The sequence below is a fragment of the Rhizobium azibense genome (genome assembly GCF_004342325.1).
In the GTDB taxonomy this organism is placed as follows: domain Bacteria; phylum Pseudomonadota; class Alphaproteobacteria; order Rhizobiales; family Rhizobiaceae; genus Rhizobium; species Rhizobium etli_B.
Genome location: NZ_SMBJ01000001.1, coordinates 377,269 through 391,829 on the forward strand (window position 1 = coordinate 377,269; position 14,561 = coordinate 391,829).

14 protein-coding genes and 1 pseudogene are annotated in these 14,561 nt (G+C 57.3%); 5 read left to right on the plus strand and 10 right to left on the minus strand.

Translation table 11 applies throughout. The annotated features are described in order from the left end of the window. The first annotated feature begins 157 nt into the window (after positions 1-157). Entirely contained in the window at positions 158-1,768 is a 1,611-nt protein-coding gene (locus EV130_RS01820; protein WP_132659066.1) for a sensor histidine kinase, read from the plus strand. Beyond that, positions 1,743-2,420, plus strand: coding sequence for a response regulator transcription factor (locus tag EV130_RS01825; protein ID WP_074063803.1), 678 nt, complete (start codon positions 1,743-1,745; stop codon positions 2,418-2,420). Before EV130_RS01820 ends, EV130_RS01825 begins: the two co-directional genes overlap by 26 nt. 132 nt (positions 2,421-2,552) lie before the next feature. Here EV130_RS01825 and EV130_RS01830 read toward each other — a convergent pair whose 3' ends face one another. Both EV130_RS01830 and EV130_RS01835 read right to left on the minus strand, forming a co-directional pair. Then, positions 2,553-3,557 (minus strand): inorganic phosphate transporter, encoded by a 1,005-nt coding sequence (locus tag EV130_RS01830; RefSeq protein ID WP_074063804.1) that lies wholly within the window; start codon positions 3,555-3,557, stop codon positions 2,553-2,555. Continuing rightward, positions 3,557-4,198, minus strand: coding sequence for a DUF47 domain-containing protein (locus EV130_RS01835; protein ID WP_132549467.1), 642 nt, complete (start codon positions 4,196-4,198; stop codon positions 3,557-3,559). Before EV130_RS01835 ends, EV130_RS01830 begins: the two co-directional genes overlap by 1 nt. A 660-nt stretch (positions 4,199-4,858) precedes the next feature. On the opposite strand from EV130_RS01835, the gene EV130_RS01840 reads away from it, so the two are divergent. Next, entirely contained in the window at positions 4,859-5,065 is a 207-nt protein-coding gene (locus EV130_RS01840) for a cold-shock protein (protein WP_022713126.1), read from the plus strand. A gap of 154 nt (positions 5,066-5,219) precedes the next feature. On the opposite strand, the gene EV130_RS01845 is transcribed toward EV130_RS01840, so the two are convergent. Continuing rightward, positions 5,220-5,687, minus strand: a complete 468-nt coding sequence (locus EV130_RS01845) for a ProQ/FINO family protein (protein ID WP_132549464.1) — start codon at positions 5,685-5,687, stop codon at positions 5,220-5,222. A gap of 181 nt (positions 5,688-5,868) precedes the next feature. Between EV130_RS01845 and EV130_RS01850 the strand changes: the two genes are divergently transcribed. Both EV130_RS01850 and EV130_RS01855 read left to right on the plus strand, forming a co-directional pair. After that, positions 5,869-6,135 (plus strand): DUF2277 domain-containing protein, encoded by a 267-nt coding sequence (locus tag EV130_RS01850; protein WP_132549461.1) that lies wholly within the window; start codon positions 5,869-5,871, stop codon positions 6,133-6,135. Positions 6,136-6,977: 842 nt separating this feature from the next. Then, a pseudogene (locus EV130_RS01855) lies at positions 6,978-7,154 on the plus strand (ArdC-like ssDNA-binding domain-containing protein); the annotation flags it as partial. 452 nt (positions 7,155-7,606) lie between these two features. Here EV130_RS01855 and EV130_RS01860 read toward each other — a convergent pair. The 7 genes from EV130_RS01860 to EV130_RS01890 form a co-directional block, all read right to left on the minus strand. Further along, entirely contained in the window at positions 7,607-8,398 is a 792-nt protein-coding gene (locus EV130_RS01860; RefSeq protein WP_132659068.1) for an SDR family NAD(P)-dependent oxidoreductase, read from the minus strand. Between the two features lie 266 nt (positions 8,399-8,664). Then, positions 8,665-9,474, minus strand: a complete 810-nt coding sequence (locus EV130_RS01865; RefSeq protein ID WP_132549452.1) for a sugar phosphate isomerase/epimerase family protein — start codon at positions 9,472-9,474, stop codon at positions 8,665-8,667. Between the two features lie 290 nt (positions 9,475-9,764). Further along, a complete protein-coding gene (locus EV130_RS01870) occupies positions 9,765-10,553 on the minus strand; it encodes a 2-keto-4-pentenoate hydratase (protein WP_132659070.1) in 789 nt (262 codons plus the stop codon). A 131-nt stretch (positions 10,554-10,684) separates the two neighbouring features. Next, on the minus strand, positions 10,685-11,617 hold the full coding sequence (locus EV130_RS01875; protein WP_132549446.1) for a dihydrodipicolinate synthase family protein: 933 nt from the start codon (positions 11,615-11,617) through the stop codon (positions 10,685-10,687). Between the two features lie 27 nt (positions 11,618-11,644). Next, positions 11,645-12,472, minus strand: coding sequence for a shikimate dehydrogenase family protein (locus tag EV130_RS01880; RefSeq protein WP_132549443.1), 828 nt, complete (start codon positions 12,470-12,472; stop codon positions 11,645-11,647). A 4-nt stretch (positions 12,473-12,476) separates the two neighbouring features. Beyond that, positions 12,477-13,280 (minus strand): sugar phosphate isomerase/epimerase family protein, encoded by an 804-nt coding sequence (locus EV130_RS01885; RefSeq protein ID WP_132549440.1) that lies wholly within the window; start codon positions 13,278-13,280, stop codon positions 12,477-12,479. A gap of 148 nt (positions 13,281-13,428) precedes the next feature. Next, positions 13,429-14,436, minus strand: coding sequence for an aldo/keto reductase (locus EV130_RS01890; protein ID WP_207900845.1), 1,008 nt, complete (start codon positions 14,434-14,436; stop codon positions 13,429-13,431). Between the last annotated feature and the right edge of the window lie 125 nt (positions 14,437-14,561).

Below are 14,561 nucleotides of genomic sequence, written 5' to 3' on the forward strand. Positions count from 1 at the left end.
GCCTTCTGCTGTGCGATCTTAAGCATCGCAGGTTAGAGGACGTGGTCCGGATGGTTAGAATTTGGTGAGAGCTGCAGAGATTGCCGCGGTTAGCCTTGTCCCGGCTCCTCTGATCGGCAATTCTTGGCGACGAGCTCCCAACCAGACACGAGGCATCATGACCGTCCGGCGGCGCATTCTTCTCCTCCAGCTTGTCACCGCCGTCTTTGTCGCGGTGGTTGTCTGCCTGATGCTGATCACGCTCAAGCTGACAGACGATTTCGTAAATCGCATTGATGGCGTTCACTCTCGCTTCGAGGCGATCAGTGAACTCGACGGTCTCGGCAATAATTATGCCGAACAGTTGGCCGAAGTCCTTCTGCTTGGCGCCGAGCAGATGCCGGACTTCCAACTCGCACGGCAGCGGATCGAAGAAGGATTCCGTGTACTTGCCGAAGTGACGCGCAAGGAATTCGCCACGCTTGGAAGCCTCGGCGACGTTCAGCAGGAATTGCCGGAAGCAGAATTCGCCGCACGGCTTCATGAGTTCTATCGCGCCATCGATCGGGCGGCGGATCGGGTGTTTCAGGCGCAGACGGCCGGCCAGCAGGATCTTGCCGTCGATATCTTCAGGCGAAGCATCGAGTATCGCCTCTCCAACGACTTTGAGACAATGCTCGCGGATGCCCGGCGCGAAGAGCGCGGAGAAGTTGCCGAAGAGCTGGCCCGGGTGAGAAACACCCAACATACGGTCCTGATCGCTGCGGGAATGGTTTCGGTCCTGGTCATCGCCGTGGGCCTTGGTCTGGGCCTGACGCTCCAGCATTCGATCGCTCGCCCGGTCCGTCTGCTGGCGGCCGGCGCTGAAGCGATTGCCAATGGTGCACTTAATCATCGCATTCAGACGAGCCGCCGTGACGAATTCCTGGTACTTTCGCAAAGTTTCAACAAGATGGCCGAAGCGATCGAGAGGCAAAGAGCAAGCCTGACATCCGCCCAGGCAAGACTCGAGCGCGAAGTCGATCAACGTACCCACGAGCTGCGGCAGGCAAATGACCAGCTGCTGTCGCTCGACAGCAAGCGCAGCCAATTCCTGGCGGATGCAAGCCACGAACTGCGAACGCCGCTGACCATCTTGCGCGGTGAAGCCGAGGTGGCGCTTCGCGGGCGACCAGGGCTTGCAGCCTTCCGCGATGCATTGAACCGGATTCAGGTGTATGCAGCCGACATGGCACGGTTGCTTGAGGATCTGATCGACTTCACGCGTACGGAGATCGATGACGTCACCTATGACTTCGAAACGATCGAGGCCGAAGGCGTGGTCGTTGCGGCCGTTCACGAAAGTGAAATACTTGCCCAACAAAGGCAGATGGAGGTGCAACTCCTTTCAAAAGCGCCAAAGCAAATGATCCGGGCAGATTCCAGACGCTTGAAGCAGGCCTTGATGATCGGGATCGATAACGCCATCAAGTATGCCGACCGAGGTGGCAGGATCGACATAGACATTTGTCGCAGCGGTAACGTCCTGGCGCTGACCATCCGTGATCATGGCTGCGGGATCGATCCGGCGGAACTGCCTTTCGTCTTCGACCGATATTATCGCGGAACGAACAATGCCAGTCGTGCAGCCACGGGTCTCGGTATCGGGCTGCCGATTGCCAAGACCATCGTCGAGAGGCATGGCGGCACGATTACCCTTGCGCCTGCGCCGCAGCGCGGCGCAGTTCTCACCATCCGGCTGCCTATCGCAGAAGGGGAAACAGATGCGGATATTGATTGTCGAAGATGACCGGCGCATTTCGGGCTTTCTACGGCGCGGCCTCGAGGCGGAAGGCTATCATGTACAGCTTGCCGAGGATGGGCGTGACGGCCTCGAACGGATCCGTCATGAGAGCGTCGATCTGGTCATACTCGACCGCATGATCCCCTATGTGGATGGCCTTGAAGTATGTCGGATGATCCGGCAGGAAAGACGCCCCGTGCTCGTCCTTATGCTCACCGCCAAGGAGAGTGTCCGCGACCGCGTGGATGGGTTTCAAAGTGGTGCTGACGATTATCTCATAAAGCCCTTTGCGTTCGACGAACTGATTGCGCGGATCGAGGCTCTGCGCAGGCGCCGCCCAACGCTCGAGTGCACTGACCTTCTCCAGGTCGGCTCACTGATCCTCGATCCGGCAACGCGCCGCGTCACGAAGTCTGACCGGGAGATCGATTTCACCGTGCGGGAGTTCGAATTGCTCCGCTACCTCATGCTCAATGCCAACAAGGTGGTCAGCCGTCAGCGGCTGCTGAATAACGTCTGGAACTACGACTTCGATCCAGGAACAAAGATTGTCGAAGTCTATATCCGTTATCTGCGGCGTAAGCTCGGCGGGAGCGATCAGTTGGCTATCCGCACGGTGCGTGGGGTGGGTTATTGTCTGGTCGCAAGCCCGTCATAGTCTTGTGCAAATGCAGGAACTCGGCTGCGGCAAAACCGGTCGCTGGTGTCGCGGCATCCGCGATGCGGTGGACTGTCGGCCCATTGCGAGCGTAAAAGAGCGAGTATCCTTCGGCGTTGCCTCAAACTGTTGCTATCCAAACAGACCGGAACTCCAGTAGAAGAGAGCCGAGATGAGCGCTGCGGCGGGAAGCGTGATAACCCAGGCAATGACGATGTTTCCGGCAAGCCCCCAGCGCACCGCGGAAATCCGTCTTGCCGCTCCAACGCCGATGATCGAACCGGTGATCGTATGCGTGGTCGAGACGGGGATGCCGAGCCATGTGGCGCCGAAGAGCGTCAAAGCGCCGCCTGTTTCGGCGCAAAAGCCCTGCATCGGATTGAGCCGGGTGATCTTGGAGCCCATCGTATGGACGATCCGCCAGCCGCCGAAAAGCGTTCCGAGCGCCATTGCCGCTTGGCAGGAGAGAACCACCCAAAACGGTACATGAAAACTTTGGCCGAGATGACCCTGCGAATAGAGCAGAACTGCAATGATGCCCATCGTCTTCTGCGCATCATTGCCACCGTGGCCGAGCGAGTAGAGCGAGGCCGAGACAAATTGCATGACCCGAAAGGTGCGATCGACGGCAAAGGGGGTCTGTCGTACGAAAATCCACGAGACGACGAGGACCAGAACAAGTGCGAGGAAAAAACCGATCATAGGAGACATGACGATGGCGCCCGCGGTCTTGAGCAGACCGCTCCAGACGATCGAGTTCAAGCCGGCCTTGGCAAGTCCCGCGCCAACCAGCCCGCCCACAAGGGCGTGGGAGGAGCTGGAGGGAATGCCGAACATCCACGTGACTATGTTCCAGATGATCGCGCCCATCAGCGCCGCAAAGATGACCTGCGGCGTGACAATGCCCGGATTGATGATGCCGGTTCCAAGGGTTTCTGCGACATGCAGCCCGAAAAAAAGGAAAGCTATGAAATTGAAGAAAGCTGCCCAAAAGACAGCATAGTGCGGTCGCAGCACGCGGGTCGAAACGATGGTTGCGATCGAATTGGCCGCGTCGTGCAGGCCGTTCAGAAAGTCAAAGAACAGCGCAATACCAATGAGTCCCACAAGCAGGGGGAAGGCAAGTGTAACCTCCATCAGACGTTCTCGATCACGATACCGCTGATTTCGTTGGCGACGTCCTCGAAGCGATCGACGACCTTCTCCAGCTCCCCGTAAATCTCGCTGCCGATGATATAGGCCATTGTATTCGAGGTGCCGTAGCGGCTGAAGAGATCCTTGAGACCCTGGTCGTGCAGGTCGTCGGAATGACCTTCGACCCGGGTGACCTCCTCGGCGATGGCAGTAAGCCTGGGCGCATTGGATCCTATCCTCTCCAGTAGAGGGATCGCCTCGGCTATCAGATGCGCCGCCCGGACGATCGCCCCGCCCATCTCCTGCATGCGCGGATCGAACGAATTCTGCTGAAACAGACGGATGGTCTTGACCGTTTTTTGCATCATGTCGATCGCGTCATCCATCGATTGGATGAGATCCTTGATATCGCCGCGATCGAAGGGAGTGATGAAGCTCTTTCTGATGGCAAGCAACACCTCGCGCGTTATCTCGTCTGCTTCGTTCTCCAGACGGACGATCGTCTCGCAATGATGCTCGATCTCACTGCCAGCCAACAACTGGTTCAAGGCTTCGGCAGCTGCGACAACGGTGCGCGAATGTTGAGCGAATAGATCGAAGAATCGATCTTCGCGAGGCATGAGTCTACGAAACCAGCTGATCATCGGCATCCCATTTAACTGTCACAAATCTGTCATACTGGAGCGATGCCGCGGTGAAAAGCACCGGTATCCTTTGTTTCGCGGATAGTCGCAAACGGGTTACACATCTTGTTTCATGGCGTTGGCGCAAGCCTGCGCAAGCGTCGACGATGTGCCATCGAAATCGACAACAATACCATCAAGGGACGATCCTTCCGCCCCTCAGCGGGTTCGTCGCCGCCTTAATGAGCTAATTTTGGATAGTTTGCCCACTTCACGACATTCTTCCCTATGAAGATCCGAAGTCCGTTCGCGATACCCGTCCATGACCGATCCTGCGAGCAGCGCGATCAGTTTCGGCAACGAGGGGCACTTCAGGCGGTCACTTCCTCATTTGTTGTCGCCGATCAGAACGCGGTTTGGGTTTGTCAAAAATAGTCGCGCTGAGGGATTGACGGTTCGTTTCTCATCCGGGCCGATGCTGGATAATTCGATATCACTTTTCGCCGGGGAAAGCCGCTTGCCCTGGTGAAACCATAAGACTTTGACGCTCTGAAGGGGCAGTGCGGTGCCGCAAGTCGGATTTTGCCTTTGCCTTGCATTCAGAAGCGTCTATTTATGTCGCCGCAAGCTCGATTTGCCGCACCGAGGTGCGGCAGGATGAAATGATCAAAGGAAGACGCTATGGCGACTGGTACCGTGAAGTGGTTCAATGCAACAAAGGGGTTCGGCTTTATCCAGCCAGATGACGGCAGCGGCGATGTCTTCGTTCACATTTCCGCGGTGGAGCGGGCCGGCCTGCGCGGCCTCAACGACGGCCAGAAGATTACCTATGAACTGGTCAAGGATCGCAAGTCCGGCAAGATGTCGGCGGACAACCTGCAGGCCTGACGCCGATCTGATCCGATAGTAAAAAGGCCGGGCTCGCCCGGCCTTTGACGCGGGAGCCGGCAGTCCTTTTCGCGTTCTCGGTGGATACCGGCTCTTCATCGCAAAACCGTCATTTCTGGGAAATCGCCCATCAAGCTGATTTGGACGGCTCGCCTCAGGTCTGCCTGTTCCGTTTGAGAAGAGCGGCGCGGATTTGCTCAGTTTTGCTCGGGGCAGCAGCGGTGGGTGGCTCGACGCGAGGCACACTGTGCTCGTCGTTGTTTCGTTTCAGGCTGAGAAGGCGTCGCTGCGCGACAAGTCGGTCTTCAGTCGAAAGTGGCTCCACGGGCTTGCCATCGATGTCATGGCGCATCGAGTCAGATTGGGCGCTCGCGAAATAGTATCGTTTTGAGTGGACAAAGGAGCCAACGGCTCGGCGCAATGCCGTGGCCTTGACATCAGGCTTTGCCAGCGCGCGGATATCGTTGAACAGGCCGAGCGCGAACGGACGGATCTGATCGCCCGGCTTGTCGGGGAGAATTCCGATCGGACGGACCAAAAGCACGCTGATCGCCGCTGCCTTTTGAACATCGAACTCCGTCGCTGCAATCGGTGTCTGGCTGACGGTCCGGGATTTGTCCATGAGTTCCTTACCTTGCATTTCTTCTCACTAGGGATCGATTGTGAACAGACGTTGACAGCAAGTCTATCTTCTAGTTTTCCGCTGGCGGCGCTTTATCTAAACGTAGACGAGCACTTCGCAACAGCCTCTTGCGCCGCTGAGCGGGCGGGTGGACAAAGATCACGATGACCGGGAGCAAGTCATGTGCCGAAACATAAGGACGCTGTTCAATTTCGATCCGCCGGCGACGGACGAAGAAATCCGTGACGCTGCGCTGCAATTCGTGCGAAAGCTTAGCGGGACGACCAAGCCCTCGAAACGCAACGAGCCGGCCTTCGAGCGCGCGGTCGGTTCGATCGCGGCCTGCGCACGCGAGCTGCTCGATTCGCTTGAGACATCACATCCGCCGCACAATCGCGAGGAAGAAGCCGCAAAAGCCCGCGCCAGAACGCTGAGCCGATTTGCGTGATCGTTCCGACGGTCGGCTGCCGCCGCCGCCAACGCGGTTCGCCTTCCGGGCGAAGAAGAGGCCGGCCCTCGCAAGGGCGGTCCGGCCCGCATGACACGTAGACTTCCGGCTAAAGGTAAGGAGCACCCTCGGTGCTCCCGCGGGCGGCTTGCAGGATGCAGTCGGTGCAAAACTCCAGCTCCAAACGGCCTGGTTTAACGGGCCGCGTCACCGCACCGTCCGCCAAGGCATAGAGGATCGCTAGCCTTAACGATGCCCCAGCGTTCTCAGCGTCACCGCATCACGGAAGGACAACTCCATGTCAAATGTCTGCGGCCTTCCTGAAACAACCCTCCGTGCTGAACCCGATTGCCGGGCTGTCGTGCGACGAAATATCCACTGATCACCGCGCCGGGCCCGCAGCCCTGGGATGGTTCTGCACCAAAATGGACAGCTTGATCCGCCCAACCGCGCCTTCGAGCTGAAGTGAGTGCGAAGAATCGACTTCAAGATCGGCGTGGGTTGCCTCGAAAAGATCCACCTTATCACGCGACGGCATCATCGATATCGCACAGTCACTGGCACGACCCAGCTTCCTACAGCATGATCTTGCGAGGTCGTTCTTCGACTGCCAGCGGAATTGAAAGGCTGTTTGGCTGAGCCGCCCATCAAACCTTGCGTTGCTGCGGCCATCGCGTCCTGCCCCGGCTTTAGGTCCTGTCGGCCCCGCGCCGCCCCGCAACGGCTTTGCCGTCCTCCACCTCCGTTCCGGCCCTGTCGGGTGCGGGCCTGCGCTTGAAGCCCGTCATTCGGACCACCGTAGCAGGTCGCGATGGTCGCGGCCTCAAAACGGAGGTTTCGACATGAGCAGGCACCAAACTCACCAACGATCCGACATCTACAACCGCATCACCGACAAGATCATCGCCGACATCGAACAGGGCGTGCGGCCCTGGATGAAGCCCTGGAGCTCAGCACATGCCAACGACCGGATCACCCGACCTTTGCGCCACAATGGCCAACCCTATTCGGGCATCAACTGAAGCGTTGCGACTTTCGGCGACGCAGCAAGCGAGGCTGAAACGTCCGCGGGATCGACACCGTTGAGCTTAGCGACATGAAGCGCGGCCGACTTCATTCGGTTCTTGCGAATTCGTCTCGCTATAGGCGAGGGCTCCCGTGCCTCGCCGATTTGTTGACTATATCGCCGACAACGTCTCGCGCTTCCGCTACGAGTATCGCTCGGTTCATGGCTTTCGGACGAAAGAGACTTCCAGTCTCACGCCAGAGCATGATATTTGGCCGCTCTGGCTGATCGTGACGGACAGTTCGAGCGAACGGCGGAAAGGGCAACGAGTTCGCGCATTGTAGGGAACGGGCGTAAATTTCTGACGATCACAGCGCTTCCGCGATCGCCAGAACCTTCAAAAGCTTTCTTCTTCCGGGGCCGAATGCTGGAATGTATTCAAGCGTGCGGTCGCGGCTTCGCTGACTACGAATTTGAGCTTGGGCGCCCGGGGATGTGGCTTAAGATTGATTTCGAGAAACCGCCGTCGACGCAAAGGTCCTGACCGGTGATGTAACTTGCAAGTGGGCTTATCAGGAACTCAATCGCATTAGCAATGTCTCTTGAATCGCCGATCCTCGAAAGCGGGATCAGGTCCTCTCTTGCCCGCTTGATCGCTGGATCGGCGTACATCTTTTCGGACATTGGAGTGTGGGTCATTCCCGGAGAGACGATATTTGAGCGAATGCCATCGGGCGCCCATTCCAAGGCGAGGGTTTTTGCAAGCATCGTTAGCGCCGCTTTGGTTGGACTGTATGCACCTGATCCCGCATGGGGGACTTGTCCCGACATTGACGATGTGAAGCATGCTGCGCCTCGGCTCTGCTTCAAATGCGGGTAGCAGTACTTGGCCAGAAGCCATGCCCCGCGGAGGTTGACAGCGAACATCTTGTCCCAGTCGGCAACCGTCAGATCACAGATATTTCCGGGGCTCGCCACGCCGGCATTGGCAACGAGAGCGTCTAGACCGCCGAATGCCGATACCGCCGCCCCTACGAGCCTTGGGGCCACATCAACATCGGCCAGGTCTCCGGATAGCTCAATAGCATCACCTCCCAACGCGCGCACCGAACGCGCGACATTCTCTTGCCCTTCGGATGAACCAAGGCCACAGACGGCGATCTTTGCACGCTCGCCTCTTGATGCCGCGGCTTCGGCGATCCGGATGCAAACCGCCGCGCCAATTCCGCGACTTCCTCCACTAACTAAAACTCTCATAGACGATTCTCCGATTGAACAACTCAATACTATGGAATTCACTTCCAATTCGCAACATGGTTCTAAACGTACATCGCGTTCTGAAATTCAGCCCAGATGTTGCCCGTCGCTAGGTAAATGTCCTGATCCATTGTCACACCAGGTGCCGATAGATCCCCCACTGGCATCCACCTTCTTTAGGTGGTTTACCGGATGCAAAGCTCATTCCAGCCACCGAAGTCCCGGAACATTCGCGCGCATGGAGAGTGATTGCGATAGGGGGTTCATCAATCAATCCTCCAGCCCCTTTTTTTGAGCTCCTGCAGTCCTTTGTTAATTTCCAACAGCGGTTCTTCTTCGCGAATAATCTCGAGAACGACGCGATCGATGCTGAAAACTGAATCGACGGCGCGCCCCAAACCCTCAAAATCTACGACCCCCGTGCCGATAGGATCGTGCCCCCACACGTCCGTTCCAGTATCTGAGATATGCACGAGACCTATGTGCGCGTGATGCGATCGAAGACTGGCTACAGGATCCTCGCCGATATAGGCCGCGTTTGCGACGTCGTAGACGATACTTAGATTTTCGCTTTTGATTTCATCGACGACGCCGACGAGTTCACCAATCGTTGGTCTGAAACAATATGGGGTATTCTCCATGAGTAGCCGCACGCCGGCCTGCTTCGCAACCGGTAGAAGCACGTCGAGACTTTCATATAGCCAGTCAAGGGCTTGAGGGATGGTTGGGGAAATCATCGGGCGGCGTGTCCCTGGAGAGATCACGACGTCCGTCACTCCCCAATCGACCGCAAGCTGGATAACATCTTTGATATGGTCCGAGCTTTTGCGCCTCATGTTTGCGCCCGGGCTGGCGAGGTTGATGTCGTATCCTCCAGCATTTAGCGACCTGACGCTTGCCTCATGATCGTCGAGCTGTTTCTTCGCATCCGATCGCAATTTTGCCGACATTTCATCCGGCCAGCAGTGAGGGGAACTTACGGGAACTTCAAATACCTTAAAGCCATGCCGGGTAAGTTCAGTCATCGCCTCCACAGCAGTGGATTTCCAAAGATAGGAAAAAGTGTTGATAATCATTGATATCTCCCTGTCGCTTGGTGCGAATTCGAAGCTGTGTTGACCGTGGCTCCGGCATTACCCGTGGACAGCCGCAACCCAGGTTTGATTGATAGAAAGTTTTCGCCCGGCTCGTAGACCCTCGATCGTGCTCCACGCGCCATAGCTGTCGCTCTGCCCCTGCGTTCAGGCATGAGCTTCATGTCAAAGCTTGGAAAACCCGAAGAAAGACCGCGTGGGCGATCGGGAAGCGAGTGCCGGCTCGTATACGACAAGCGTTCACAGTGGACACGGCATTCAGCTGCATTGCTTCAGCCTCCTTGTCTCGCGGTTTCAGTAAGCTCGAAATTCAGCACAGTATGCTCGCCGAGCTTGATGGACACGTCGCCCGAACAGGGAACCTCGATTGCACCGCAGAGGCTCCCCGTCGTGATGATCGAGCCTGCTCTGAGCGCTGTTGCAGGCCTCGATCGATTGTTCGCGTAATCGCAGAGCCAGGTGAGCGGGTCTTTCGTCGGGTGGTGTCCGGCAGCGTTGAAGGCGACTTGGCCATTGAGCCGAAGCTTGAGAGGAATGTTCGTACCGGGCTGAAGGACTGCTAAGGGCAGGGCTGGCCCTCGTACGTACCCCATGTTTCCAAGGCGATCCGCCAGAAAGGCCGGGAATGAGAGGCTGCCGCCTTCCGAAATGCCGCTCCAAACCATTTCAGCGCCAAGGTAGGCGTTGGAAATCGCGGCCTCGATGTCGGCGCGCTCATAGGTTCTATCCGTGCGAACAGGCAGATCCTGGCAAAGCTCAACGGCAATTTCCACCTCGATTTTCATGCCCCTTAGCCAGGCGATTCCCGCATCGGGAGGATTATCCAGATAGGGATGAAGCGGAGCGGCGACGGGGTCGCCGACGGGCGATCTGGCTACTTTCCAGGCGTTGGCGTCTGCTTCTTCAAGCTTCGACAACTGGTTCTGTACGTCGATCGCATCCTCCAGCGCTACGGGCACTGATACGAGCTGGCCTGTCAGAACCTGGCTTCCGTCATGACGGAGGCTATATAGCTGTTGAGCCAACGCGATTACGTCAGGGGTGGCTAGCATAGAAGTCATGTCTGCCTCTTGGTCATTTCGACGGCGTACCTGAACGATGAAGGCATCCGGTCATCCGACGATCAGCGCATTGAACGAAGGCGCGCTCGGCGACATATGCCGTTCAGAGCAAAATCCACCGGCCACTACTCTCAGGACGCCTGCTTGATCCGCTCGCGAAACCTTGCCGTCCCCTGCTGAATATGGTCCAGAAGATCCATGACCGCCCAGTGTCGCTCGGCTATGTCATAATCTGTGACGCGAGAATGGACGCTCTCAAAGGTGCCAAGCCGCGTGTGCCAAACCTTGGCGAGACCCGGATAGCCCATCGGCTCGGCCATCGCCGCAAGTGCCAGGAAGATTTCAAGTTCGCGGCGAAGATCACTATCTTCTGAAGCGTGCTTGTAGAGCCAGGCATAGAGGTCGGGGTGGATATTGGTGAAGACGCCAGAGAAGCCCTTCGAACCTGCCCGCATAGCGGCTGCGGCAATAGCTGCATTGGCGTTGACGATCGCAAAGCCGGAATCGCCTGAGAGCGCAACGCGACGCTTGACCGTTTCGAGGTCACAGGAGACATCCTTCAGCGTCACAAAGCGGCCGGTGTCGCGGCACAGCTTGAATTCGTCATCGCTCAAGAGGCGGCGATAGGGAGCTGGGCATTCGTACAGGCCGAGGGCCAAGTCGCTGGGCAGCCAACTCAAGATTCCATCGAGGCTGGAACGAAATGCTTCGGTTCCGGCATTCCCGGTGTCGAGTCTGTTGCTGACCAGGATAAGCGCGTCGATGCCTGTTTCGGCCATAGCCCCCAGTTCGGCACGCTGGTCATCGCGGCTTTCGCTTATGTGTCCTGATGAGATGACCGGCACGCGTCCGGCAGCTAACGAGACAACCTTCTTGGAAAGCTCCACCCGCTCTTCCAGCGACAATTTTTGCATCTCGCTCGACTGGCAGACGGCGAAGAGCGTTTCCGCACCGTTGTCGATGTACCATTCCACAAGTCGCTCGAGACCTTCCCAATCGATCCTGTTATCCGGCGTGAAAGGGGTAAGCATAACGGGAACGATCCCCTGGGCTTTGATCTTCATGATGTAATCTTTCGCTGGTTTTTTCAGTTAAAGCGCAGTTCCTGCCGGCAAGCCTGCGGCAAAACCTGCCATCAGGCGGATCTGCGCAAGCAGCATGTCATTTCCATCAGATAGGGTTGCGCCGGCTGCCTTAGCGGCGCGCATTAGTGCCGTCTCGCCGCTTAAGCTGGCGATATCAGCGATGACCATTTCGGGCCGTATCGCGGCCGCTGGCATAGGAAAGACGCTGTCACCCTTGACGCCGATCGGAGACGCATTGATGACGATATCGTAGTCCCAGCCTGTCGATCCATCGACGGCAACTGCGCATTCTTCACCACGGAAGGAATTGACCATATTCGCGGTGAACGCGACGGATTCAGCTGAAAGATCCATAAGATCGATCTTCCCTACGCCTTGTTCAGCAAGCGCAAAGGCGATCGCGCGGCCTGCTCCGCCTGCCCCGACAATCAGCACACGGGCGCCGCGCAGTCGCGATTTCCCCTCTCCAAGTCCTTCAACGAAGCCCACACCATCAAAGAGCGCCCCATGCATCTGGCCGTCCTCGCCACGCTGAACGCAGTTGACGGCACCAACTGCCTTTGCCGTCGGCGTGAGGGTTGAACACCTCTTGGCAGCCGCGACCTTGTGAGGGATCGTGGTGCTGATACCGCAAAGGTTGGGAATCGCAGCAAAAATATCCCACGCCGCCGCGAAATGTTCGGCGGTTATCAGAAACGGCACCGCGTAGATGTTAACTTCGGCGGCGGCAAAGATCGGGTTGATCAGGCGCGGCGTCTGGACCTGGTGGATTGGATCGCCAAACACAGCGTAGATCCGTGAGTTGCCATCAAGGTTGGGAATATTCACGCGCATAAGTTCATTCCTTGCTGAACAGGCTGCGACAGCGATCGATCGCAATGTCCATCACCTCCGCTGGATCGCGAGACCACCAGTCGGTGGAGAAAATCTCTACCTCGACCGCTCCGTTGTAGCCGGCGTCTCGCATCATCGAGTAGATGCCGCGCAGGTCTATGATCCCGTCTCCCATCATGCCGCGATCGGTCAGGAGATGCCGCGTAGGGATCAGCCAGTCGTTGACATGAAATCCAAAGAGCCGGCCGGCCTCGCCCGCCCGCTCGATTTCGGCTGCCAGTCGCTCGTCCCACCAGCAATGATAAACATCGACGACCACACCGATGCCTGGCCCTAATGCTTCGCACAAGGAATTTGCATGGGAGAGGCTGGAGATGACGGTGCGATCGCCCGTAAGCATAGGATGAAGTGGCTCAATGGCGAGCTTCATTCCAATCTTGCGTGCGCGCTCGAGGACTTTGCCAACCAGATCCTCGATCCGTCGTCTTGCTGAACCCAGATCCTTTTCATTGTCCCGCAAGCCTCCCGTAAACAGGAAAACGTGATCAGCCTCGAATCTGGCTGCGCGCTCAAGCTCCGCCTCAGCCCGGTCGAGGAAATCCGCGACGAACGGCCCAATGCGATTATATCCTGAGACCGTCATCCCGAAATCATGCAAAACAGAGAGAGCGTCTGTCTCGCCGACCTTGGCAATCTCGTTTCCCCAAATGGAGACGGTCTGAAGTCCTCGCTCCGAGCAGAGGCGAAGAAAGGTCAACATATCTGCTTTCTCTCGCACAGTGGCGTGGTTGAAGACAATGTTTGTCATCGGCCCTCTTGGTGTTTGAATTTCAATGGTTCTCGGACATTCGACAGATCGCCGCCACAGCCTTGGTATCCGGATCGTGTCGCTCGGTTGGGCCGAAAAACGATGGCCATTTACCTGACAGCAAAAGCGCGATCGCAATCGGCTTTTGCTAGTCCACCTTCCTCACGTGACGCCGAACCTCCTGCGCGAGCCATGGAGAGACATATCCGCGGTCAGCTTCCTCAATGAGTGCTCCCGGCGGCACAAGTTCGTCAATCTGGTCAAGCGTCGATGCGTGAAGGACGGTCTCAAACCCGGCTTCCATGGCCTTGAACTGCTCGAGCGTACGAGGCCCGAGGATCACAGACGTCACCGCGGCATGCGCTAGGGGAAACGCCTGAGCCATGTGCATGAGGGACAAGCCAGCCTGAGTTGCGACGCGTTCAAGTTCTGGAAGTAGTTCCAGCTTGCGCTTGTTGCCCTCGCGCTGCATGTCGAAGCGAGACTGCAGGATGGGATAGTGCTGTCCCCACTGCCCTTTGACGCGCTCGGCCCGGGAACCAGACGGCGTGGAGCCATCGGCTTTGTATTTGCCGGTCAACCAGCCGCCGTTCAGGGGACTCCAGGCGGTAAATCCCATACGATAGTGTTGAACTGCGGGAAGGGTTTCTCTCTCTACGGCGCGTTGAAAGATCGAGTAGGGCGAGCTCTCATTGATGAACCGTGCCGTCTTATTCAATCGGCTAACCGATTGTGTCTCAGCAAGGTACCAGCTCGGCAGTGTCGAGGAGCCGATGTACCGAACTTTGCCTTGGGTTACCAGGTCGCTAAGAGCGCCCAGTGTCTCCTCGAGATCAGTTTGAAGGTCGGGCCGATGCATTTGGTAAAGATCAATATGATCAGTATTCAGCCGGCGCAGGCTGTTTTCGACCTGCTTCATAATCCAGTAGCGTGACCCGCCCTGTTCGTTGCGTCCTTCACCGGCCGCCAGACGAAACTTGGTTGCGAGCACCACCTTGTCCCGACGGCCTGCAATCGCTTTGCCGACGATCTCTTCGGCCTCTCCATGGGAATAAGTGTCCGCAGTGTCGATGAAGTTGATGCCGCGGTCCAAAGCATGGTGCACGATGTCTATGCACTCTTTTTCGTCAGTATTCCCATCTGATCCGTAGCTCATGGTCCCCAGTATGTATTCGCTGACCTGAACTCCCGTCCTCCCAAGGTAACGATACCTCATAACCGACGCCTCTCTGCGAGTTTGAAAGCGGCTCGGTTCGGATGGTGTTCACGCACGATCTGCAA

What these genes read in the sequence shown, in the direction of transcription:
- EV130_RS01820 (WP_132659066.1), top strand. Translation starts at nt 158, where the DNA reads ATGACCGTCCGGCGGCGCATTCTTCTCCTCCAGCTTGTCACCGCCGTC.
- EV130_RS01825 (WP_074063803.1), top strand. Translation starts at nt 1,743, where the DNA reads ATGCGGATATTGATTGTCGAAGATGACCGGCGCATTTCGGGCTTTCTA.
- EV130_RS01830 (WP_074063804.1), bottom strand. Translation starts at nt 3,557, where the DNA reads ATGGAGGTTACACTTGCCTTCCCCCTGCTTGTGGGACTCATTGGTATT.
- EV130_RS01835 (WP_132549467.1), bottom strand. Translation starts at nt 4,198, where the DNA reads ATGATCAGCTGGTTTCGTAGACTCATGCCTCGCGAAGATCGATTCTTC.
- EV130_RS01840 (WP_022713126.1), top strand. Translation starts at nt 4,859, where the DNA reads ATGGCGACTGGTACCGTGAAGTGGTTCAATGCAACAAAGGGGTTCGGC.
- EV130_RS01845 (WP_132549464.1), bottom strand. Translation starts at nt 5,687, where the DNA reads ATGGACAAATCCCGGACCGTCAGCCAGACACCGATTGCAGCGACGGAG.
- EV130_RS01850 (WP_132549461.1), top strand. Translation starts at nt 5,869, where the DNA reads ATGTGCCGAAACATAAGGACGCTGTTCAATTTCGATCCGCCGGCGACG.
- EV130_RS01860 (WP_132659068.1), bottom strand. Translation starts at nt 8,398, where the DNA reads ATGAGAGTTTTAGTTAGTGGAGGAAGTCGCGGAATTGGCGCGGCGGTT.
- EV130_RS01865 (WP_132549452.1), bottom strand. Translation starts at nt 9,474, where the DNA reads ATGATTATCAACACTTTTTCCTATCTTTGGAAATCCACTGCTGTGGAG.
- EV130_RS01870 (WP_132659070.1), bottom strand. Translation starts at nt 10,553, where the DNA reads ATGACTTCTATGCTAGCCACCCCTGACGTAATCGCGTTGGCTCAACAG.
- EV130_RS01875 (WP_132549446.1), bottom strand. Translation starts at nt 11,617, where the DNA reads ATGAAGATCAAAGCCCAGGGGATCGTTCCCGTTATGCTTACCCCTTTC.
- EV130_RS01880 (WP_132549443.1), bottom strand. Translation starts at nt 12,472, where the DNA reads ATGCGCGTGAATATTCCCAACCTTGATGGCAACTCACGGATCTACGCT.
- EV130_RS01885 (WP_132549440.1), bottom strand. Translation starts at nt 13,280, where the DNA reads ATGACAAACATTGTCTTCAACCACGCCACTGTGCGAGAGAAAGCAGAT.
- EV130_RS01890 (WP_207900845.1), bottom strand. Translation starts at nt 14,436, where the DNA reads ATGAGCTACGGATCAGATGGGAATACTGACGAAAAAGAGTGCATAGAC.